Below are 22,320 nucleotides of genomic sequence, written 5' to 3'. Positions count from 1 at the left end.
GACGAGTCGCTGTTCATTATAGGTAGCGCCTCAACGGGGTTTCGCCTGTCGCGCAACTTATTTGAGGCTGACGCCGGCTCGACGCTTTCGCTGCAGTGCGCCGATGCACGCGAGAAGCGCACTGAGCCCCAGGGTCGCGACGACTTCCCCGCGGTGCGTACGACCGCTGACCATCACGGCCAACGCACCGATGATCAGCAACACCACGAAGAGTCCGAGGAACGGATGCAGCCACATGCGCACTTTCAGTTTCTCCTGCGCGAGAAAACGCGCGCGCATGCGCAGCTGACTCACGGCGATCACCATATACACGAGTAACGCAATCGAACCCGTCGTCGACAGTAGCACCTCGAATACATAACTCGGCGCCAGATAGTTCGCAGCCACGCCGGCGAAAGCTGCCAGCGTCGACGCCAGCACGGCAAACACGGGCACGCCGGCCCGGTTCGTGTACGTCAGGACCGAGGGCGCCTGGCCGCGCGCGCCGAGCGAGAAGATCATCCGCGATGCCGTGTACAAGCCCGAATTGAGGCAGCTGCATACGGCGACGAGAATCAGCGAATCGATCATCAGCTTCGCGTAGGGCACATGCAGCGCCTGCAACACAGCCTGATAGGAGCCGATCCGCGTCAACGCAGGATCGTTCCAGGGCAAAATCGAAATGATCACGCCAATCGAGCCGATGTAGAACAACGAGATGCGCCAGACAACGGAGGTAATGGCGCGCGATATTTCCCGTGCAGGATCCTTCGATTCAGCGGCCGCAATAGTCACCACTTCGGTGCCGAGAAACGTGAACATCGTCGTCAGCATGGCGCCCGCGATGGGCGCCCAGCCATTCGGTGCGAAGCCGCCGTGACCGAACAGGTTCGCCGGTGCATTCACGTGCACATGCGGAATCAACCCGACGAGAGCCGCCGCGCCGCACGCGATAAAGATCACGATGGCCGTCACCTTCACCACGGAAAACCAGAATTCGAGTTCGCCATAGTGTTTGACGCTGGCCAGGTTCGCAACGGTCAGCAGGAACGTGACGGCCAGACAGAACTTCCACATTTCGATCTGCGGAAACCAGCTATTCAGGATGTTCGCCGCGGCCGTGGCCTCGATCGGCAGAACCAGCACCCAGAACCACCAGTACATCCAGCCGATCATGAAGCCGGCCCACGGTCCGATTGCCTTGCCGGCGTAGGTCGAGAACGATCCCGAGTCCGGCATGGCGCAAGCCATTTCGCCCAGCATCCGCATCACGAGCACAACGAGCAGACTGGCCAGCACGTACGCGACGATCGCCGCCGGTCCCGCCTCCGCTATCGCATGTCCTGACCCGACGAAAAGACCCGCCCCGATGCTGCCGCCGATCGAGAGCATCACGACATGCCGCTGCTTCAGGCTGTGGGCGAGCGTTTCCTTTCTCGCGGGCTCGACACGGGTTTCGCGGCGCGATCCGTCGCCCATGCCGTACGACCCGATGTCCATTGTCCGAACGCCAACTACTGTCTCGCCTCGCCGGTTCGCCTGCGGGGTATCGTGCATGTGTCCTCCTGAATATCCATGTGCATGACAGCAAGCATCGAGGCTTGCCATGTGGATTGCGTGAGTGAGCGTTGCACCGATCTTCGTCGTGCTATTCGTTCACCACATCCTTGCCATCGACTGCTTCGAATCGGCAGTGGGCAAGTCCAACGCGTAGCAGCGTGTGCAAATGCCGGCATCGTCTAAGCGCGGCGTCGAAGCTGTATGACTCGCGGAAAAGTGCCATCTGTATCGAGCGTGGCGTCGCGCACAGACGCCCGGCAACGGATTCGAGCGTCCACGGATACCACGGCAGCCCGAACATCGATTGCGTGAGCGCAAGCCCGAAGCCGCGCCCATGCGGCGAATAAATCAGTGCGAGCCGATGCCAGTCGGGCTCAGACGGTCCGTCTCCCGTTATCAGTTCGATTTCCAGCCGTCCCGTCACTGCGCCTGTCTCGTCGGGCAGCATGTGAACGTCGAACATTTCTTCCAGGCGGATGCGCACTTCGCCGCCCGGACGATAACGCTGTCCGCTATGGGTTTTCGAAAGCTGATGAATGCCGCGCCCCGTGTGCCAACGAAGCGCGAAGGGGAAACGAAGCCCTCTTAGTTCGACGCCCCGCGTCGCGACGAACCGATATGCGAGCACATCAGCCCGACATTGCACGCGAGACGCCGCGAGCCCGTCCAACGATCAGACCTGGTAGTCGCCGCCATCGCGGTCCAGCAGCCGCAGCAGCGCAGTCCATTCGCGGTCGAGATGAACCGTGTCGAGATACGCATAGTCGTCGTGCTGCTTCGCGGCGTGCTCGCAGACTTCGGGCGAAGGAATGACGACCTTCTGTCCCGCCGATAGCGTGGCGACCTGGATCTCGCAAGCCTTGTTCAGATAGAACATGCGCGTGAACGCCTCGGCCACCGAGCGGCCCGTCGTGAGCAGGCCGTGATTGCGCAGAATCAGGTAATCGCGCTTGCCGATCGACTTCACGATGCGTTCGCGTTCGTCGAGTTCCAGCGAAATGCCTTCGTACTCGTGATACGCGACCCGGTTGTAAAACTGCATGCTGATCTGGTTCAGCGGCAGCAGGCCGCACTCCATCGCCGCGACGGCCATTCCGTACGTTGTGTGAAGGTGCACCACGCACTCGACATCGTGACGCGCCTGATGCAACGCGCTATGAATCGTGAACCCGGCCGCATTGACTTCGAAGCGTTCGTCGCCGATCGGGCTGCCATTCACGTCGATCTTCACGAGCGACGACGCAGTGATTTCATCGAAGAACCAGCCGTGCGGGTTGATCAGAAACTGGTCGGTCGTGCCGGGCACACGCGCCGAAATATGCGTATAGATCAGATCGGTCAGTTCGAATTTCGCCGCCAGTCTGTATGCCGCGGCGAGCTGGACACGCGTGTCCCACTCGGCTTGCGAAATATTGCGGGGTTTGCGGTTGATGTGCGGATCGGTGGTGGAAATCATGCTGAATGCTCTCCGAATTCAATAGTGTCGATGTGCCCGAACGGCACGTCGGCCGGATAAAAAGTGATGGAGATAAGGGCTAAATTTCGGCGGCCATCGAGGGAACCGTGTCGAACAGATCGCCGACCAGACCGTAATCCGCGACGCTGAAGATCGGCGCCTCTTCGTCCTTGTTGATCGCGACGATCACCTTCGAGTCCTTCATGCCCGCGAGATGCTGGATCGCGCCTGAAATGCCGATTGCGATGTAGAGCTGCGGCGCGACGATCTTGCCTGTCTGACCGACCTGATAGTCGTTTGGCACATAGCCGGCATCGACGGCTGCGCGCGATGCGCCCATCGCTGCGCCGAGTTTGTCGGCCAGAGGTTCGAGCACCTTCATGTAGTTCTCGCCGCTGCCCAGTCCACGGCCACCCGACACGATGATGTTCGCTGACGTCAGTTCCGGGCGATCGAGCTTCGTCACTTCGCGGCTCACGAACTGCGAGATGCCTGCGTCGGCTGCTGCTTCCATTTTCTCGACCGACGCGCTGCCGCCCTCCGCTGCAACGGGATCGAAGCCCGTCGCGCGAACCGTGATGACCTTAGTTGCGTCTCGCGATTGAACCGTGGCGATTGCATTGCCCGCATAAATCGGGCGCTCGAACGTGTCTGCATCGACCACCGCCGTGATCTCACTGATCTGCGCGACGTCGAGCTTCGCGGCGATGCGCGGCGCGATGTTCTTGCCATAGGCCGTCGCGGGCGCGACGATGTGCGAATAATCCTTCGCGATGTTCAGCACCGTCCCCTCGACGTTTTCGGCGAGACCTTCGGCCAGTTGCGGCGCGTCGGCCAGCAGTACTTTCGCGACGCCTGCGACTTTCGCAGCAGCGTCAGCCGCGCCTTGCGCGCGATGACCCGCGATAAGCACATGAATGTCGCCACCAATCTTCTGCGCGGCAGCCACTGTGTTCAGCGTCGCTGCCTTCAGCGCCGCGTTGTCGTGTTCGGCAATTACCAGAATCGTCATGTTCACTCCCTCGCTTCACAAGACCTTGGCTTCTGTCTTGAGCTTCTCGACCAGCGTCTTCACGTCGGCCACCTTCACGCCAGCCGAACGCTTGGGCGGCTCGCTGACCTTCAGCGTCTTCAGACGCGGCGTGACATCGACGCCCAGATCTTCCGGCTTCACGGTTTCGAGCGGCTTCTTCTTCGCCTTCATGATGTTCGGCAGCGTCACATAGCGCGGCTCGTTCAGGCGCAGATCGGTTGTCACGACTGCGGGCAGATTCAGCGACAGCGTTTCGGCGCCGCCATCCACTTCGCGCGAGACAGTGGCCTTGCCATCGGCAACCACAACCTTCGAAGCAAACGTCGCTTGCGGCAAGCCAGCCAGCGCGGCGAGCATCTGGCCCGTCTGATTGGAGTCGTCGTCGATGGCCTGCTTGCCGAAAATCACGAGAGACGGCTGCTCCTTGTCGACCAGCGCCTTGAGCAGCTTCGCCACAGCCAGCGGCTGCAAATCCATATCGGATTCGATCAGCACAGCGCGGTCCGCGCCGATCGCCAGCGCCGTGCGCAACGTCTCCTGACATTGCGAAACCCCGCACGACACAGCGATCACTTCCGTCGCCACGCCCGCTTCCTTCAACCGCACCGCTTCTTCAACGGCGATTTCGTCGAACGGATTCATCGACATCTTCACGTTGGCAATGTCGACACCCGATTGATCCGACTTCACGCGGACCTTCACGTTGTAATCGACGACACGTTTCACTGGCACCAAAACCTTCATCATCGTTCCTTTGCCGTTACGTCCTCAGAGTGACCCAAAATCACAAAAAATCCGCAGTTCCGCATAAACCAGCACCGTCACCATCCGGTTTCAGCGACCCTCGCCACACGCTCGCAACCTGCCTGGAGAAATCCCTATAACGCCTTATAAAACAATGCTGTACAAAGACATTCACGAGACCGTGAGTGACCGGAAAGACGAAATTCATTTTGTCCGTGTTGACAGCACTGTAAGACGTCACTCATCATATGTCAACGAACAAAAAACAAGTGGTTTCCGGCGCTTCACGAGACGGGCGACGAGGACCACACCGGTAGGCAAAGCATCCCGCTGCATGCGCCTTCCGGAGTTCGCCAACGGGATTTTTCGCCGGGCGGCAGTCGCCCGGCGCATGTCATGGTTTACACAGGAGAGTCATGGTGGCCAGTCACGACAAGGCACGAGTAGGTGTCGATATCGGTGGAACCTTCACCGACGTTGCGCTCGAACTCGGTGGAGCGCTCTTTTCCACCAAGGTGCTGACGGATTACACGGCGCCCGAACGCGCCATCATCAAAGGCATCGGCATCGTTGCGGACAAGGCCGGGATCGCGCTGAAGGATATCGGCGTCATCATCCACGGCACCACGCTCGCGACCAACGCGCTGATTGAGCGGCGCGGCGCGAAGACGGCTTTCGTCACGACGCAAGGCTTTCGCGACACGATCGAAATGCGCACGGAGAACCGCTTCGAGCAATACGATCTGAATATCAAGCTCCCTCCCCCGCTGATCGACCGCTGCGACCGCTTCACGCTCGGCGAGCGGATCGACGCGCAGGGCGGCATTCTGCTCGCGCCGACGGAAGCGCAGATCGCATCGATCGTCGACCGTATCGAGCAAGGCGGCTATGAGAGCGTCGCGATCGGTTTCATTCACGCGTACGTGAACGGCGTGCATGAACGCATGATGCGCGATGCGATCGAAAAACGTCTGCCCAATGTCTCCGTGTCGATCTCCAGCGAAGTGTCGCCGCAAATCCGCGAGTTCGAGCGCTTCAACACGGTGTGCGCAAACGCGTATGTGCGCCCCATCATGAAGTCCTATCTGGATCGACTGCTTGGCAAGGTCCGCGAAGCGGGCGCCGTCTGCCCGCTCTTCATCATTCACTCGGGCGGCGGCATCGTCTCGATCGAAAGCGCCTCGGCGTTTCCCGTTCGCCTCGTCGAATCGGGCCCGGCGGGCGGCGCGATCTTCGCCGCGCACATCGCGGCGCGCTATGACCTGAACAGCGTGCTGTCGTTCGATATGGGCGGCACCACCGCCAAGATCTGCCTGATCGACGACCTCACGCCGAAAACGGCCAACACGTTCGAAGTGGCGCGCACCTATCGCTTCAAGAAAGGCAGCGGCATGCCCATTTCGATTCCCGTCGTGGAGATGGTCGAAATCGGCGCGGGCGGCGGTTCGATCGCTTCGCTCGACGTGATGCGCCAGATTCGCGTGGGCCCGCACAGCGCGGCATCGGAGCCCGGCCCCGCGTGCTATCAGCGCGGCGGCACGCAGCCGACCGTGACCGACGCCGACCTGCTGCTCGGGCGCCTCGACCCCGCCAATTTCGCGGGCGGCACGATCCAGCTCTCCGCCGACAACGCCGCCACTGCGATGGTCGCGGAAGTGGGCGGCACGATCAGTCTCAACGCGGAAGAGACCGCCTACGGCGTCGCCGAAGTCGTCGACGAGAACATGAGCAATGCGGCCCGCGTGCATGCCGTCGAAAGCGGCAAGGACATCGGCGACTACACGATGATCACGTTCGGCGGCGCGGGTCCGTTGCACGCCGCGCGTCTGTGCGAGAAGAGCGGCATCCGCAAATTCATCGTGCCGCCGGGCGCGGGCGTCGGCTCTGCGATCGGCTTTCTGCGCGCGCCGTTCGGTTACGAGAGCGTCCGCAGCGCGAGCATGCGCTTCAACGACTTCGATGCTGACGCACTGAACGAGATCGTCGGCCAGTTGAGCGAGGAGGCCGTGCACTTCGCGCGCCAGGGTTCGGGCGATGCCGAACCGCTCGTCGAGATCAAGGCGTTCATGCGCTATGTCGGCCAGGGCTGGGAAATTCCCGTGATGATTCCGCACCGCCGCTTCACCGCCGACGACCGCAACACCTTCGCGGATGCATTCACGAAGGCCTACACGCAATTCTTCGGCCGCCCGATCGACGGCCTCGACATCGAAATCGTCAGCTGGGCCGTGAAGGCCAGTTCGCCGATGCCGCCCGTCGAGCGCCTGCAACTCGTGACGTCGCGCGATGCCGTATCCGCTGCGAAGACCCGCAAGATTTTCGACGCTGCCTTGCATCGTTTCGTCGAAGCGGCCATCGTCGAACGCGGCTCGCTGAAAGTGGGCGAATGCGTGACGGGTCCGGCCATCATCGTCGAGCCGGAAACCTCGACGCTCGTCACATCGTCTTTCGATGCAATGGTGCAGCCCGACGGGTGCCTGCTCGTCGTCGCCAAAGAACTGAACACCAGCCGCTAATCAGGAGCCGGACATGTCTCTCAGCAATCTCGACACGATCCACATGCAGGTCATGTGGAACCGCCTGATTTCCGTCGTGGAAGAACAGGCGATGGCCTTGATCCGCACCGCGTTCAGCACCAGCGTACGCGAAGCGGGCGACCTCTCGGCGGGCATCTTCGACAAGCGCGGCCGCATGCTCGCGCAAGCCGTGACGGGCACGCCCGGACACGTGAACACGATGGCGGAAGCCGTCGAGAACTTCATGAACGACATCGGCATCGACAGGATGTACGAAGGCGATGTCTATCTGACCAACGATCCGTGGAAAGGCACGGGGCATTTGCACGACTTCACGGTCGTGTCGCCTTCGTTTCACAACGGCGAACTGATCGGCTACTTCGCGAGCACGGCGCACGTGGTCGATATCGGCGGCCGCGGCTTCGGGCCGGACTCGCGCGAGATCTACGAAGAAGGCCTGTTCGTGCCGATCATGAAGCTGATCGAGCGCGGCGAAGTCAATCGCGATCTGATCAACATTCTGCGCAACAACGTGCGCGAGCCCGACAAGGTGGTCGGCGATCTCTACGCGCTGGCGGCGTGCAATGAAACGGGCCACAAGCGCCTGCTGGAAATGCTCAGGGAGTTCGACCTGAAAGACGTCGAAGGTATCGGCGAATTCATTCTTGCGCGCAGCCGCGAAGCGACGCTCGAACGCATCGCCGCGCTGCCGAAGGGCACGCAGACCAACGACATGACGCTCGACGGCTACGACACGCCCGTCAAGCTCAACGTCACACTTACAGTCGACAGCGATCATCTGCTGGCGGACTTCGCGGGTTCGTCGCCCGCCAGCCCGTTCGGCATCAACGTGCCGCTGCTCTACGCGAAAGCGTACGCGTGCTATGGGCTGAAATGCATCATCGCGCCCGAGGTGCCGAACAACGCGGCATCGCTCGAACCGTTCCGCGTGCAGGCGCCCGCGGGCTGCATTCTCAACGCGCAACGCCCGAGTCCCGTCGCGGTTCGCCATGTGCTCGGCCACTTCGTGCCGGACCTCGTGCTCGGCGCGTTGCACAAGATCCTGCCGGATCGCGTGCCGGCGGAAGGCTCCGGCGCGTTGTGGAATCTGCATGTGAGCGCGCGTCCCGTACAGGAAGGTTCGGGCCTCAAGGGCAGCGAAATCCTGATGTTCAACAGCGGCGGCACGGGCGCGCGCGCGGAACTCGATGGTCTGTCCGCGACGGCGTTTCCGAGCGGCGTGCACGCGATGTCCGTCGAAGCCACCGAACAGGTCGGACCCATCGTCGTGTGGCGCAAGGAAATGCGCTCGGGCTCGGGCGGCGCCGGCAAGCTGCGCGGCGGCCTTGGCCAGATCGTCGAAATCGGGCCGCGCGCGGGCTATCACTTCCGCTTCAATGCGATGTTCGATCGCATCGATCATCCCGCGCGCGGACAGTCGGGCGGCCAGTCCGGCGCACCCGGTCAGGTCACGCTGTCGGACGGCACGAAGATGAAGGGCAAAGGCACGCAGGCCGTCGCCGAGCATGAACGCGTCACGCTGTCTCTGCCGGGCGGCGGCGGCGTCGGTTCCCCGGAACAGCGCGACCGCGAAGCCTTGCTGCGCGACATCCGCAACGAGTACATCTCCGAAGCGCAACTGCGCGACGACTACGGTCTCACGCTCGATGCACTGAAAGCATCGGTAGAAAGGTAAGGAACCGACATGACCGACATCAGCAAGCCTCCGTTCAAGAACATCCTGATCACGGGCGCCGCGGGCGCGCTCGGCTCCGTGCTGCGCGAATCGCTGCGGCCGTATGCCGAACAGCTGACGCTCAGCGATCGCGCATCGCTCGGCGAAGTCCGCGCGAACGAGCGTCACTTCGTCTGCGACCTGGCCGACCGCAACGCCGTGTTCGACATGATGAAGGGCGTCGACATGGTCATACATCTGGGCGGCGCGCCCCGCGAGAATACGTTTCAGGTCATTCTCGATTCGAACATCGCAGGCAGCTATCACATCTACGAAGCGGCGCGCCAGGAAGGCGTGAAGCGCGTGATCTACGCGAGTTCCGTTCACGCGATCGGCTTCTACGAATGCGTAGAGACCATCGACGCGAACGTGCCGCAGCGCCCGGACAGCCTCTATGGCGTAAGCAAGGCATTCGTCGAAAACCTGTCGCGCTACTACTTCGACAAGTTCGGCCTCGAGTCGGTGTGCGTGCGCATCGGCTCGTGCTTTCCGAAGCCCGTCGACCGCCGCATGCTGGCCACCTGGCTTTCCTACGACGACTTCTCGCATCTGTGCATCCAGGCGCTGATGACGCCAAGCGTCGGCCATATGATCGTCTACGGCAACTCGAACAACAGCGCGAACTTCTGGGACAACACGCAGGCGGGCTACCTCGGGTATCGCCCGCAAGATTGCGCCGACGCATATCGCGCCGAGGTCTATGCGAACACGCCCATCGGCGATCCGAAGCATCCTGCCGTGCGTTTTCAGGGCGGTCAGTTCGCCGCCGACGGCCACTTCGAAGATGATCCGAAGAACCGGTAAGCGCCGCTAACCCGATCGACTTTCTGGAAGCATTGAGATGGCACAGCAAGCATCAAAGCAGCACTACGACGTGGTGATCGTGGGCGGCGCGGTCGTCGGCAGCGCGACCGCATATTTTCTGGCGACGAATCCGGACTTCAAAGGCTCGGTGCTCGTCGTCGAGCGAGACTGGACCTATGCGAAGTCCGCGACGGCGCTGTCGAGCGCGTCGATCCGTCATCAGTTCTCGAATCCGCTGAACATCCGCATTTCGCAGTTCGGCACCGAGTTCATCCGCAATTTCCATGAACGGGTTGCCGTCGACGGCGACGCGCCCGAACTCGGCTTCAAGGAAAATGGCTATCTGTACCTCGGCGACGCGCAAGGCGCGCCGATGTTCGAGCGCAACTACGCGACGCAACGCGAAAACGGCGCCGACGTCGCGCTACTCGATCAGGCGCAGCTGAAAGCCCGCTTTCCGTGGCTGAATACGGAAGGGCTCGTGAACGGCGTCTACGGACAAAGCGGCGAAGGCTGGTTCGACAGCTACGGACTGCTTCAGGGCATGCGAAAGAAGGCGCGCTCGCTCGGCATCGAATACATCGAAAACGAAGTGGTCGATGTGATCCGTGAAGGCGCGAGCATCACGGGCGTCAGGCTGAAGAGCGGCGAGAGCATCGGTTGCGGCCTGCTGGTGAACGCCGCGGGCACGCGCGGCCCGGCAATTGCGCGTCTGGCCGGCCTCGACATTCCCGTGGAGCCGCGAAAGCGCTGCCTGTTCGTCTTCGACTGCCGCACGCCGCTGCAAGGCACTGTTCCCCTCACGATCGATACGACGGGTATCTTCTTCCGGCCCGAAGGACAGTACTACCTGACGGGCTGCTATCCGGAGCCCGATCCGCTCGCGGACGTCGACGACTTCGACGTGATCCATTCCGAGTTCGACGAGATCATCTGGCCGGCGCTTGCCGAACGCGTTCCCGCATTCGAAGCCATCAAGGTCGTGAATGCGTGGGCGGGCCATTACGACTTCTGCGTGCTGGACCATAACGCGATCGTCGGCCCGCATCCGGAAGTCACGAACTTCCTGTTCGCCAACGGATTCAGCGGACATGGCTTGCAGCAGTCGCCCGCCATCGGGCGAGGCTTGAGCGAACTGATCGTCTACGGCGGATACCGCTCGCTCGATCTCGCGCCGCTCGGTTATGAGCGTGTGGTCGAGAACAAGCCCTTCCTCGAAGAAGGCGTGATCTGAACGCGTCATCAATAAACAGAGGTTGACTACATGATTGCCCATTCCTACCGGACCGCACTGGTCACGGGCGCGTCCAGCGGCATCGGACGCGCGATCGCGCAGCGGCTCGTCAACGACGGGCTGCAGGTCTATGCGCTCGGCCGCGACGCCAAGGCGCTCGATGCGCTCGCGAGCGAGTGCAACGTGACGCCCATCGCGCTGGATCTGCAGGACACGGCGCCCTTACGCGATCTGTTCGGGCGTGTCGACATCGACGTCGTCGTGAATAACGCGGGACTGCTGCCCGCCATTGCGAAATTCGGCGAAAGCGATCCGGCGGATATCGACCGCATGATCGATATCAATCTGCGCGCGCCGCTGCGTCTCGCGCACATGGCGCTCGACGGCATGACAAGGCGCAAGCGCGGCCATCTGTTTTTTGTCGGTTCGAGCGCGGGTCGTTTTCCGCATCCGAATACGGCCGTCTATGGCGCGACCAAGGCCGCAATCAGCATGTTCTGCGATTCGCTGCGTTGCGATCTGCTCGGCACCAAAGTCCGCGTCACGGAGATCGCGCCGGGCCGCGTGCAAACGAGCCTGTATCGCACCGCGCTCGGCACGCAAGGCGCGAACGAAAAGCTCTACGACGCCTATCGCTCGATCCAGCCCGAAAACATTGCAGAACTGATTGCCACGGCGCTCTCGTTGCCCGAAGCAGTCGACGTCTCGCGCATGGAAGTTTTTCCGACCGACCAGGCTGCGGGTGGCTCGCAGATCGTCACGGTCGAGTAATCAACGCATCGTCAAACAGGACACATTCGAATCATGAAGAATCAACGAGTCGTTATCGTCGGCGGCGCTTCCGGGCTTGGGTTGACCGTCGCAAAGCTGATGCTCGCGGATGGCGCGGAAAGCGTCGCGCTGATCGACAAGAACGGGCCACTGCTCGACGAAACCGTCGGCGCGCTGAAGGCGCAAGGTCACCAGGTGTTCGGCGCGGTCGGCGACATCACGCGCAAGGAATCCGCGCAGGAAGTTTTTCGCAAGGCGCTGGAAGCGCTCGGCCGTGTCGACTGCCTGATCAACAGCGCGGCGATCTATCCGCGCCGCCCGATCCTCGAGATTTCCGACGACGAGTGGGATCTCGAGAACGCCGTCAATATCAAGGGCACTTATCACATGATGGTCGCCGCGATCGAACACATGCGCAGCCGTCCGAAGGTCGAGGCGCATGTCGCGGGACGTATCGTGAACATCACGTCGGTCGATGCATTCAAGGCTCATCCTCAGAACGCACACTATGCCGCGACCAAGGCGGCCGTCGTGAGCCTGACGAAATCGTTCGCACAGGAAGTGGCGAAGGACGGCATTCTCGTCAATTCGGTTGCACCGGCAGGCTTTGCAACGGACAAGGCGAAGAAGGCAGGTTTTCTCGGCGAACTGGCTGCTGCGAATCCGCTGGGACGTGCAGCGGAACCCGAGGAAATCGCGCAATGGGTCGTCATGATGGCGAGCGCGCGCAACACCTATGCGACGGGAGAAAACGTCATCGTGAGCGGCGGCTATATCTACGCCTGATTCACGTTCGAGTGCGTTTGAGTTGCAGTTTGAGTTGCATCAACCGCTCGCCCCTTCCGCGCCAGGGGGCGAGCGATGACGAGGCCGCAGCTGTGTTACAGTCATAATATGTCATACGGCGCAGATTACACACAATGTGCGCCGGCGCGGTACGTCTGCAGCCGTCAATTGCAGAGTTCTTTATCCGGTGTGGAGCACACGGAATGACTCTGGATGCTGAAACCCTCCTTAAAAGCGCTGCGAGTTCGGGAAAGCGTCGCAGCCTGACCGAACTGGTCATTCAGGCACTCAACGACAAGATCGACCGGGGCGAATATGCGCCCGGCGCCAAGCTGCCGACCGAGCCCGAACTGTGCACCGAATTTGGCGTCAGCCGCACGGTGATCCGCGAAGCGGTCGCGTCGCTCAAACTCGGGCGCCGTCTGATTGCGCGTCACGGCGTGGGCGTGTTTGTCGCCACTGCGACAGAACAGCCCAGCGGGATGGGCTTCATCGACTCCAACACGCTCAACAACTCGATGCACGTGCTCGAGTTGCGCATCGGCGTCGAAACCGAGTGCGCCGCCTATGCCGCGCAGCGCCGTTCCGCGGCCCATTTGCGCGCGCTAAAAGAAGTGTATGCACGCATGGAAATCGTCGCCGTCGATGACGATGCCGAATGCGCGCGCGCCGATTTCGAATTCCATCTTGCCGTCGCTACCTGCTCCGAGAATCCGCACTTCACGTCGATCCTGCGAACGCTGGGACAAGAGATCATTATCGATCTGCGGCTGAAGCACGCGAAGGCAAATCCGAAAGAACGCAAGACCTACATCCGGCGTATTCAGCGCGAGCATGGTGACATTCTCGACGCGATCGAGAAGCAGGACGAAAGCGCGGCGCGCCGCGCAATGCGGCGCCATCTCAACGAAAGCCTCGAGCGCTATCACAATCTGTCGAGCACGCGCGCAGAGTGACGTGCAAGTCCAGGCGTGCTACGCGAACGCCTGAACCACCGGTTCTTCAATCGACGTTACGCGGATCTCCGCGCATCGGGCCGCCCGTGCGGTCCACGCAGCAAGCCAGCGCGATCACGCCGACCACGGCGGCGGCGATCAGGTAGCAAGCGGGAATCATGCGGCTGCCGGTGGTCTGTATCAGCCATGAATTGATCATCGGCGCCGTGCCTGCGGCGTGCATGTCCCGTTTCGTGTCGACGGGCGGCGGGGTTGTTGTCGTCGTCGAGAAGGCAGTCTGCTTCGCTGTTGACATCCATCTGCGAACGATCCCCTTCGTGGCGAGCGTGGGTGTTGAATTGCGTCGGCGCGGAAGCCCCAGCGGCTGCAGGCTTCCGCTATCGACACGCGAGTTCAGGCCGGTGCTGCCAGACTTCAGTTCTTGAGCGGCTCGACCTTGTCGCCGACAGCGACGGCCTGCGGCACCCACTTACCGCCGACCACCTTATAGAACGTCGCCGTCGGATCCTTCATGTCGCCGTTCGGCATGAAGGCGATATTGCCGGAGATGCCTTCGAACGAAACCGACTTCACGAACGGCCCGTATGCTTTCGGGTCCGTCGAATTGGCCTTTTGCATCGCGTTGATCAGCACCCACGTGGCGTCGTACGCGGACGGCGCATACGCCACCACGCCCTCCTTGTATTTGGCCTTCATCTTCTCGTCGAATTCGCGGCCCGTCTTCATCCTGGACAACGGAATGCCGTAGTCCCACGACATCGCGCCTTCCGCGCTTTCGCCAGCAACCTTGAGGAACGTCTCGTTCTCGAAGCTGCCGCCGCCGAGCATCGCAGCACGGATGCCCAGTTGCCGCATCTGTTTCATCAGCAAACCCGCCTGCTGGTCGAGACCGCCCCAAAACACCACATCGGGATTGAACGACTTGATTCGAGTGAGTTGAGACTTGAAGTCGACGGCCTTGTCCTGCGTGAACTCGCGATCGACGATCTTGCCGCCCGCGGCCTCAACGCCTTTGACGAATTCATCTGCCATGCCTTGCCCGAACGACGTGCGATCGTCGATCACGGCGATGCTCTTGCCCTTGAGCGCATTGACGGCCGAGTGGCCCGCCAGCTGCCCCATCTGCGCGTCGGAGTTGACCACGCGGAACACATTAACGAAGCCTTGCGAGGTTAACGTCGGGTTCGTCGCCGTCGGCGAGACCATCGGAATGCCTGCCGTGTTGTAGATGCGCGATGCAGGGATGCTCGTGCCCGAATTGAAGTGCCCGACGATGCCCACGACCTTCGAGTCCACCATTTTCTGCGCGACCTGCGAACCCATGCGCGGGTCGCCCTGATCGTCCTCGGCATCAAGGACGAAGTGCACCGGCTGTCCGCCGATCACGAGTTTCTTCGCGTTGGCGTCATCGAGCGCCAGTTCGACGCCGCGTTTCAGATCGACGCCGTAGTGCGCCGACCCTCCCGTCAAAGGCGCCGCGAAGCCGATTGTGACGTCGCCCGCAAGCACCGCGGGACTGGCCATGAGTGCGCCAGCAGCCAGTGACGTGGCCAGCGCGAAGCGTGTGAACGAAAGCGGGGTCTTCATCTGATACCTCAGCGATTTGCGAATGGATGGACTGCGTCCGCCCTGCGCGCTGGCAGGCCGACATCGGCAGGCACGGGGCAAAAAACTGTTTACCGGCCGCGCCATGAACACAAGGTATTAGGTGAGACGTCATATGTCAACGGATCAAAAATGCCCGCCGATCCAGGGTTTTCGAGGAGGCGCATGTGAGCCGACAGCGGCATTTCGGCTACAGGCAAGCCGGTCGGTGCCGCTCCCAACTCTTATATAAGACATAAGACATTTGACGCTGTGGCGGAATTGCAATTAAAATCGCGATGAAAGCAGTGCCCCGCACAGCCTTGGAGCGCCTGACAGGCCTCCCCCTGAAACACAAACAACAGCAGGTTCCCCATGCTTGAAAACTTTCGTGCACACGTGGCCGCACGCGCCGCGCTCGGCATTCCTCCCCTGCCGCTGTCGGCCCAGCAGACGGCCGAACTGGTGGAACTGCTGACGAATCCGCCCGCCGGCGAAGAGCAGACGCTGCTCGACCTGATCACCAACCGCGTGCCCGCAGGCGTGGACGAAGCCGCCCGCGTGAAGGCAGGCTTCCTGGCTGCCGTGGCCAAGGGTGAGACAGCCTGCGCGCTGATCTCGCGCGCCCGCGCCACCGAACTGCTCGGCACCATGCTGGGCGGCTACAACATCTCCCCGCTGATCGAGCTGCTGTCCGATGCCGAAGTGGGCGCCGTGGCCGCTGACGCGCTGAAGAAAACCCTGCTGATGTTCGACCAGTTCCACGACGTCAAGGAACTCGCCGACAAGGGCAACGCCAACGCCCGCGCCGTGATGCAAAGCTGGGCCGACGCCGAGTGGTTCACGAGCCGTCCCGAAGTGCCGCAAAGCCTGACCATCACCGTCTTCAAGGTGACGGGCGAAACGAACACCGACGACCTGTCGCCCGCCCCGGATGCGACCACCCGCCCGGACATCCCGCTGCACGCGCTGGCGATGCTGAAGAACGCGCGTCCCGGCATCACGCCGGAAGAAGACGGCAAGCGCGGTCCCGTCAAGTTCATCGAGTCGCTGAAGGAAAAGGGCCACCTGGTCGCGTACGTGGGTGACGTGGTCGGCACGGGCTCCTCGCGCAAGTCGGCGACCAACTCGGTGCTGTGGTTCACGGGCGAAGACATTCCCTTCATCCCGAACAAGCGCTTCGGCGGCGTGTGCCTCGGCAGCAAGATCGCCCCCATCTTCTACAACACGATGGAAGACGCAGGCGCGCTGCCGATCGAACTCGACGTGTCGCAGATGGAAATGGGCGACGTGGTCGAACTGCGCCCTTACGAAGGCAAGGCGCTGAAGAACGGCGCGGTCATCGCCGAATTCCAGGTCAAGTCCGACGTGCTGTTCGATGAAGTGCGCGCCGGCGGCCGCATTCCGCTGATCATCGGCCGCGGCCTGACGGCCAAGGCGCGCGAAGCGCTGGGCCTGGCTCCGTCCACACTCTTCCGCCTGCCGCAGCAGCCGGCCAGCAGCACCAAGGGCTTCTCGCTCGCGCAGAAGATGGTTGGCCGCGCCTGCGGTCTGCCGGAAGGCCAGGGCGTGCGTCCGGGCACGTACTGCGAACCGAAGATGACCTCGGTCGGCTCGCAGGACACCACGGGCCCGATGACCCGCGACGAACTGAAGGATCTGGCGTGCCTCGGCTTCTCCGCCGACCTCGTCATGCAGTCGTTCTGCCACACGGCCGCTTATCCGAAGCCGGTGGACGTAAAGACGCACCAGACGCTGCCGAACTTCATCAGCAACCGTGGCGGCATCGCGCTGCGTCCGGGCGACGGCGTGATCCACTCGTGGCTCAACCGCATGCTGCTGCCCGACACCGTCGGCACGGGCGGCGACTCGCACACGCGCTTCCCGATCGGCATCAGCTTCCCGGCGGGTTCGGGTCTGGTCGCCTTCGCGGCTGCGACGGGCACGATGCCGCTGGACATGCCGGAATCGGTGCTGGTCCGCTTCAAGGGCAAGATGCAGCCGGGCGTGACGCTGCGCGACCTCGTCAACGCGATTCCGCTGTACGCGATCAAGCAAGGCACGCTGACGGTCGCCAAGCAGGGCAAGAAGAACATTTTCTCGGGCCGCATTCTCGAAATCGAAGGTCTGCCGGACCTGAAGGTCGAGCAGGCGTTCGAACTGTCGGACGCGTCGGCTGAGCGTTCGGCCGCCGGTTGCACGGTGCACCTGAACAAGGAACCGATCATCGAGTACCTCAACAGCAACATCACGCTGCTGAAGTGGATGATCGCGCAGGGCTATCAGGATCCGCGCAGCCTGCAGCGCCGTATCAAGGCGATGCAGCAATGGCTGGCCGACCCGCAACTGCTGTCGCCGGATGCCGACGCCGAGTACGCAGCCGTCATCGAAATCGATCTGGCCGACATCCACGAGCCGATCGTGGCGTGCCCGAACGATCCGGACGACGTGAAGACGCTGTCGGACGTGGCCGGCGCGAAGATCGACGAAGTGTTCATCGGCTCGTGCATGACCAACATCGGTCACTTCCGTGCCGCGTCGAAGCTGCTGGAAGGCAAGCGCGATATCCCCGTCAAGCTGTGGGTCGCTCCGCCGACCAAGATGGACCAGAAGCAGCTGACGGAAGAAGGCCACTACGGCGTCTTCGGCACCGCTGGCGCGCGCACCGAAATGCCGGGCTGCTCGCTGTGCATGGGCAACCAGGCACAGGTGCGCGAAGGCGCGACGGTCATGTCGACGTCGACGCGTAACTTCCCGAACCGTCTGGGCAAGAACACGAACGTGTACCTCGGCTCAGCGGAACTGGCAGCAATCTGCTCGCGTCTGGGCAAGATTCCGTCGAAGGAAGAGTACATGGCCGACATCGGCGTCATCAACGCGAACGGCGACAAGATCTATCAGTACATGAACTTCGACCAGATCGAAGACTTCAAGGAAGTGGCGGACACCGTGCAGATGTAAGTGTGTTTGCGGGCTACGGCGTGTCGTTTGCGTCGTAGCTGGTGAGATGGCGCTGCAGGCTCGATGTCTGCGGCGCCATTTTTTTTGGGTGAGAGGCCAGGGCTGGCAGGTCGCAATCCGATGACGCCGCAAAGCATCGGGTTCAGCGAAGCTGATTGAACTTGACGATGCATCATTGACGGAAGTGCGTCTCGGATCGAACTTACGTGGCGATCACGAAGCAATGTGATCTGGATTGTCGGCAGATATCCGGACTACACGTTGTCCATCGCGACCATCTTCAACTCGCCAGCCCAAAAGCCGTAACCTGGCTCTTAGCTCGTCGGCCTTTGCCCAGTCGCGTTCGAGCCGCACTCGCATGCGTTCGTCGAGCAGCCCCTGAATGTCGTCGGGAATCTCTGTCGCGGGAAGCGTCCAGTCGCGCAATCCGAGCCCCAGCACTGCATCGAAACTGTCGACGGTCGCGCGCCGCGTCGCGGCCGGCGAGTCGCTCTTCACCAGTTCCCAAAGCACGGCGAGCGCACTGGGGACGTCGAGATCCTCATTCACTCGCGCGTCGAATCGCTCGACGAATCGAGCATCGACGGCGCCGCCTTCGGGCCAACCTGCATAAGCGTGACGAAGCCGGTTCAACGCGGTCTGCGCCGCATCCAGCGATGCCCATGTGAAATGCAAGTTGCTGCGATAGTGCGCGGCAAGGCATAGATACCGATATGCAATCGGATCGATATGCCTGTCGTTCAGCGTTTGCAGACGAATGAAATCTCCACCGGACTTCGACATCTTCCCGGCGCTTAGCGTCAGAAAGTGACCATGCATCCAGAAGTTCGCGAGGCGCGTACCGTAGGCCGCTTCCGTCTGTGCGATTTCATTGCTGTGATGCACGGCGACATGGTCTTCGCCACCGCAATGGATATCGAACCATGTGCCAAGGTACTTCGCGGACATCGCCGAGCACTCGATATGCCACCCTGGAAAGCCGCGCCCCCAAGGACTGTCCCATTCCATTTGCCGCTTCACATCGAGGGCACTGAACTTCCACAGCGCGAAGTCAGTAATGTTCTTCTTTGCACCAAGCCCTACGCGCTTGCCCGCCTGCAAGCCAGCGCGATCGAGTCTTGCGATGTGGCCGTAGCTATCCTGCTTGCTGGTATCGAAGTAGAGGCCGTCGTCCGTCCTGTACACATAACCCGCATGTTCGAGTTCAACGATAAAGGCGATTTGCTCAGCGATATGATCGGTGGCGCGGCACCACACCGACGGCGCCAGCAGATTGAGCGCGCGCCAGTCCGACATGAACGCGTCGGTATAGCGATTCGCAATTGTCCACGCCGACTCGCCCGTGCGTCGGCTGCCCTTCTCCATCTTGTCCTCGCCTTCATCGGCATCGGAGACCAGATGGCCGACATCGGTGATGTTCACGACATGTCGCACTTCGTAGCCATTGCGCACTAACGCGCGGCGCAAGATATCCTCGAACACATAGGTTCTCAGATTGCCGATATGCGCGTGGTCATAGACAGTCGGTCCGCAGCAGTACATGCCGACACGGCCCGCATCGATCGATACAAACGGGCGCAGCGTGCGCGACCAGGTGTCGTACAACATGAGCGGCGGCATGGCACTCTCCGTTCTGCGGCATTGAACAAAAACAAAAAGGCCGCCGGTTTTTCAACGGGCGGCCAGAAGGCAATTGACTCGACGTATAGCGAACGCTAGACGCAGCCTCCCTCCGGCATGTCATGGCAACATGCGCGTGCGAACAGGACGAGGGGTGTGCTGTGGATCGACATGTACTGGATGCTAGCGTCAGTCGTGATAAGTGGTCAACACCTGTTTGCTCGACGGCTGGTTTGATTCGCGCTCAGAACTGCATCGTCGCGCTCGCTACAGCAGTACGCGTAGCCGACGGGCTGACGTAATAGCCCCATGCAGTCGTCCAGTACCGGCGATTCAAGAGGTTGTTGATGCCCGCGCGGAACGTCACTTCCTTGCCCGCAATGCGCGTTTCGTACTTGCCGCTCAGATCGAACACTGTATAGGCCGGCACGAATTGCGTATTCGCGGCATCGACAGCCATGTCGCTCACGTAACGGCCACCGAATGCAAGCGTCAGGCGGTGCATATACGATGGGTTGTATTCGACGCGGCCAGTCAGCGTCCAACGCGGCGCGCGGTAGATCCGATCCCGCGTGACCTTGAGGCTCGTACAGAGATCTAGAAAGCGAATCGTTTTCACTCCCGGTCTCGTTATCACCCTGCTTGCGTCTACCGTCTATCCTCTAGGAAGTTTTGCCGAATGACGGGAGTTGCCATGCAAGCCGATCCAAAAGTCATTGAATATCTGAACGCCGAACTAAAGTACGAACTGACGGCGATCAATCAGTACTTTATGCATGCACGCCTCTACAAGCACTGGGGTCTCGAACAGCTCGGCAAGCATGAGTACGACGAGTCGATCGAGGAAATGAAGCATGCCGACAAGCTGATCGAGCGAATCTTCATGCTCGACGGTCTGCCTAATTTGCAGGATCTCGCGAAGCTCCTCGTCGGCGAAGATACGCTCGAGGTGCTGCAATGCGACCTCAAGCTCGAACAATCCGCGCAGGCTCACTGCAAAGAGGCGATCGCTTACTGCGAATTGGTCAAAGACTACGCGTCGAGAGTGATCTTCTCCGACATCCTCGACGACACGGAAGATCACATCGACTGGCTGGAGATTCAGATCGAGTTGATCGACAAGATTGGAATCCAGAACTACCAGCAATCGGCGATGGGTTCGCCGGGATAAGCGTCGATAGCAACGTGATTGCGTCCGCCAGGCGCTGAGGCGTGAATACAGCCTTGACAGCGCAAGGTCTTCAAAATCAATCGCGCCGATATCGCCATTCGGTCTTATGGATTCTTCTTCAAGCGATGCCACAGCTTCTAAACAAGCAGCCGTCAACGACGGCAATCGAAAAGATGCGCCCGATGCAACTGCTTAAGAAATTGCTAAGCCATCCGGCGCTATGCTTCTCCTGTCCTTGAAGCACTCCGTCCACGCAGGTGGTTGAGTTAGGGTATCGACGATACATCAGTACTTTCGGTCGCCTTCCCCAGCCGCCTTTATGAGGGCCCGGCCATTTTTGCCGGGCCCGTTTTTTATGCAGTGCGTGCGACCCGTTTTCGTTTCAGCTGAACGTCAAGAACCTCTTCAACAAGACCTACTATCCGTCGAGCGCCAACCGCTATTTCGTGGCGGTCGGCGATGCGCGGCAAGTGTCGCTCCTGTCCACACTCGAGTTCTGATGCACGAGGAAGCTGTGATGAAACGTAGAACCGCACTCCTTTCCGCGCTCGGTCTCATGACGGCATCGATCATGCCGGGCACGATCCGCGCCAAAGCCCGCGATGCACGAAACAGGATCGTCATGGTCGTGCAACCGAACGGCCTTGACATCGCCGTCGACGAACGGATTGCCACGCATCTTCGCGAACGGGGCTATCCGGTGCAACTCGTCGATCAGAACCCTCGCACCGAACTCGCGCGCGACGCCGGGCTGATCGTCATTTCGTCGACGGTGTCGTCCAGGGACGTCCTTCCCGGATGGCGCACGCTGCCCGTGCCGCTCGATGAGCAACGATTCGTTCACGAACCTCTCGTCATCGGGACAACCACTGTTCGATGCGGCAATCGACTGGGCCATCGCGCGATAGCCCGTGTACGCATCAATGGTGCTCGAACAGCTGGCTATTGCTTCCGCTCTTTACTGGCGAGCCCGACTGCGAGAAATTCAACGGCATCGTTCCATATCCGCTCGCGGACTGTCGTCCTGCAGCAGAAGCATTCTGATCGTATTCGGGGTAGTGCACCTTCGACTGGTGCAAGGTGCCGTCCTTCCCCGCTTGCACGATCTGCGCCTTGACCTCGTCGCGCGTCAATCCATTCGAATCGGCTTTTGCGTATGAAATCATCGGCATTGCGAGCGCAGCAACGATCATGGAAATGGTGAATGAGATTTTCATCTGGCTCTCCTTTGATGAGCAATAAATTGGCAAGCAACTATCCGCATTCAGAATCGAACCGGCGGTGCTTCACGTTCAGACTAGTCCCGACAACTTAAAGAATCCTTATCTTCCAGAACCGCATATCCGATTCTTCGGTCGTGGGCCATCGACTGGATCACATGATGAAGGATTGTCCGCGTGTCACGATAAC

At 61.1% G+C, this 22,320-nt stretch carries 20 protein-coding genes; 9 read left to right on the top strand and 11 right to left on the bottom strand.

What is annotated here, in order from left to right; all coding sequences use genetic code 11:
- Nucleotides 1-57: 57 nt before the first annotated feature.
- The 5 genes from FRZ40_RS25635 to FRZ40_RS25615 all read right to left on the bottom strand — a co-directional run bounded on the left by FRZ40_RS25635 (nucleotide 58) and on the right by FRZ40_RS25615 (nucleotide 4,772).
- Nucleotides 58-1,458, bottom strand: a complete 1,401-nt coding sequence (locus FRZ40_RS25635; protein WP_147236787.1) for an amino acid permease — start codon at nucleotides 1,456-1,458, stop codon at nucleotides 58-60.
- Between the two features lie 169 nt (nucleotides 1,459-1,627).
- Entirely contained in the window at nucleotides 1,628-2,002 is a 375-nt protein-coding gene (locus FRZ40_RS25630) for a hypothetical protein (RefSeq protein WP_147236000.1), read from the bottom strand.
- Between the two features lie 210 nt (nucleotides 2,003-2,212).
- Complete coding sequence (locus tag FRZ40_RS25625; protein WP_147235999.1) at nucleotides 2,213-2,995, bottom strand: class II aldolase/adducin family protein; 783 nt, start codon at nucleotides 2,993-2,995, stop codon at nucleotides 2,213-2,215.
- A 79-nt stretch (nucleotides 2,996-3,074) separates the two neighbouring features.
- Nucleotides 3,075-4,007, bottom strand: coding sequence for an electron transfer flavoprotein subunit alpha/FixB family protein (locus tag FRZ40_RS25620; RefSeq protein WP_147235998.1), 933 nt, complete (start codon nucleotides 4,005-4,007; stop codon nucleotides 3,075-3,077).
- Nucleotides 4,008-4,022: 15 nt separating this feature from the next.
- Nucleotides 4,023-4,772, bottom strand: a complete 750-nt coding sequence (locus FRZ40_RS25615) for an electron transfer flavoprotein subunit beta/FixA family protein (protein WP_147236786.1) — start codon at nucleotides 4,770-4,772, stop codon at nucleotides 4,023-4,025.
- A 416-nt stretch (nucleotides 4,773-5,188) separates the two neighbouring features.
- Between FRZ40_RS25615 and FRZ40_RS25610 the strand changes: the two genes are divergently transcribed.
- The 7 genes from FRZ40_RS25610 to FRZ40_RS25580 all read left to right on the top strand — a co-directional run bounded on the left by FRZ40_RS25610 (nucleotide 5,189) and on the right by FRZ40_RS25580 (nucleotide 13,574).
- Nucleotides 5,189-7,288, top strand: coding sequence for a hydantoinase/oxoprolinase family protein (locus FRZ40_RS25610; protein ID WP_147235997.1), 2,100 nt, complete (start codon nucleotides 5,189-5,191; stop codon nucleotides 7,286-7,288).
- Between the two features lie 13 nt (nucleotides 7,289-7,301).
- The gene (locus FRZ40_RS25605; protein WP_147235996.1) at nucleotides 7,302-8,984 is read left to right on the top strand and encodes a hydantoinase B/oxoprolinase family protein; all 1,683 of its coding nucleotides are present in this window, start codon (nucleotides 7,302-7,304) and stop codon (nucleotides 8,982-8,984) included.
- Between the two features lie 9 nt (nucleotides 8,985-8,993).
- The gene (locus FRZ40_RS25600; protein ID WP_028366729.1) at nucleotides 8,994-9,827 is read left to right on the top strand and encodes an NAD-dependent epimerase/dehydratase family protein; all 834 of its coding nucleotides are present in this window, start codon (nucleotides 8,994-8,996) and stop codon (nucleotides 9,825-9,827) included.
- 37 nt (nucleotides 9,828-9,864) lie between these two features.
- Nucleotides 9,865-11,061, top strand: coding sequence for an NAD(P)/FAD-dependent oxidoreductase (locus tag FRZ40_RS25595; protein WP_147235995.1), 1,197 nt, complete (start codon nucleotides 9,865-9,867; stop codon nucleotides 11,059-11,061).
- A gap of 30 nt (nucleotides 11,062-11,091) precedes the next feature.
- Complete coding sequence (locus FRZ40_RS25590) at nucleotides 11,092-11,832, top strand: SDR family oxidoreductase (RefSeq protein WP_147235994.1); 741 nt, start codon at nucleotides 11,092-11,094, stop codon at nucleotides 11,830-11,832.
- 33 nt (nucleotides 11,833-11,865) lie between these two features.
- On the top strand, nucleotides 11,866-12,618 hold the full coding sequence (locus tag FRZ40_RS25585; protein ID WP_147235993.1) for an SDR family NAD(P)-dependent oxidoreductase: 753 nt from the start codon (nucleotides 11,866-11,868) through the stop codon (nucleotides 12,616-12,618).
- 203 nt (nucleotides 12,619-12,821) lie between these two features.
- Nucleotides 12,822-13,574 (top strand): FadR/GntR family transcriptional regulator, encoded by a 753-nt coding sequence (locus tag FRZ40_RS25580; RefSeq protein WP_147235992.1) that lies wholly within the window; start codon nucleotides 12,822-12,824, stop codon nucleotides 13,572-13,574.
- Nucleotides 13,575-13,620: 46 nt separating this feature from the next.
- Here FRZ40_RS25580 and FRZ40_RS25575 read toward each other — a convergent pair whose 3' ends face one another.
- Both FRZ40_RS25575 and FRZ40_RS25570 read right to left on the bottom strand, forming a co-directional pair.
- Nucleotides 13,621-13,797, bottom strand: a complete 177-nt coding sequence (locus tag FRZ40_RS25575; RefSeq protein WP_193567025.1) for a hypothetical protein — start codon at nucleotides 13,795-13,797, stop codon at nucleotides 13,621-13,623.
- A gap of 191 nt (nucleotides 13,798-13,988) precedes the next feature.
- Entirely contained in the window at nucleotides 13,989-15,161 is a 1,173-nt protein-coding gene (locus FRZ40_RS25570) for a branched-chain amino acid ABC transporter substrate-binding protein (protein WP_051446368.1), read from the bottom strand.
- A gap of 372 nt (nucleotides 15,162-15,533) precedes the next feature.
- Between FRZ40_RS25570 and acnB the strand changes: the two genes are divergently transcribed.
- On the top strand, nucleotides 15,534-18,119 hold the full coding sequence (gene acnB, locus FRZ40_RS25565; protein WP_147235991.1) for a bifunctional aconitate hydratase 2/2-methylisocitrate dehydratase: 2,586 nt from the start codon (nucleotides 15,534-15,536) through the stop codon (nucleotides 18,117-18,119).
- Nucleotides 18,120-18,332: 213 nt separating this feature from the next.
- Here the strand turns inward: acnB and cysS are convergent, their stop codons facing one another.
- Nucleotides 18,333-19,739, bottom strand: a complete 1,407-nt coding sequence (gene cysS / locus FRZ40_RS25560; RefSeq protein WP_147235990.1) for a cysteine--tRNA ligase — start codon at nucleotides 19,737-19,739, stop codon at nucleotides 18,333-18,335.
- Nucleotides 19,740-19,983: 244 nt separating this feature from the next.
- Nucleotides 19,984-20,358: a TonB-dependent receptor domain-containing protein gene (locus FRZ40_RS25555; RefSeq protein ID WP_240057279.1), complete on the bottom strand. Its 375-nt coding sequence runs from the start codon at nucleotides 20,356-20,358 to the stop codon at nucleotides 19,984-19,986.
- A gap of 75 nt (nucleotides 20,359-20,433) precedes the next feature.
- Here FRZ40_RS25555 and bfr point away from each other — a divergent pair, with 75 nt between their 5' ends.
- Nucleotides 20,434-20,910: a bacterioferritin gene (gene bfr / locus FRZ40_RS25550; RefSeq protein WP_147235989.1), complete on the top strand. Its 477-nt coding sequence runs from the start codon at nucleotides 20,434-20,436 to the stop codon at nucleotides 20,908-20,910.
- Between the two features lie 439 nt (nucleotides 20,911-21,349).
- On the opposite strand, the gene FRZ40_RS44715 is transcribed toward bfr, so the two are convergent.
- Both FRZ40_RS44715 and FRZ40_RS25540 read right to left on the bottom strand, forming a co-directional pair.
- Nucleotides 21,350-21,754, bottom strand: coding sequence for a hypothetical protein (locus tag FRZ40_RS44715; protein WP_158647030.1), 405 nt, complete (start codon nucleotides 21,752-21,754; stop codon nucleotides 21,350-21,352).
- Between the two features lie 76 nt (nucleotides 21,755-21,830).
- On the bottom strand, nucleotides 21,831-22,127 hold the full coding sequence (locus FRZ40_RS25540; RefSeq protein WP_147235988.1) for a DUF4148 domain-containing protein: 297 nt from the start codon (nucleotides 22,125-22,127) through the stop codon (nucleotides 21,831-21,833).
- Nucleotides 22,128-22,320 lie beyond the last annotated feature (193 nt).

This window comes from Paraburkholderia azotifigens, assembly GCF_007995085.1.
Classification (GTDB): Bacteria; Pseudomonadota; Gammaproteobacteria; order Burkholderiales; family Burkholderiaceae; genus Paraburkholderia; species Paraburkholderia azotifigens.
Note: the sequence above shows the minus strand (reverse complement) of the source record. Positions and strands in the feature narration are given on the sequence as shown.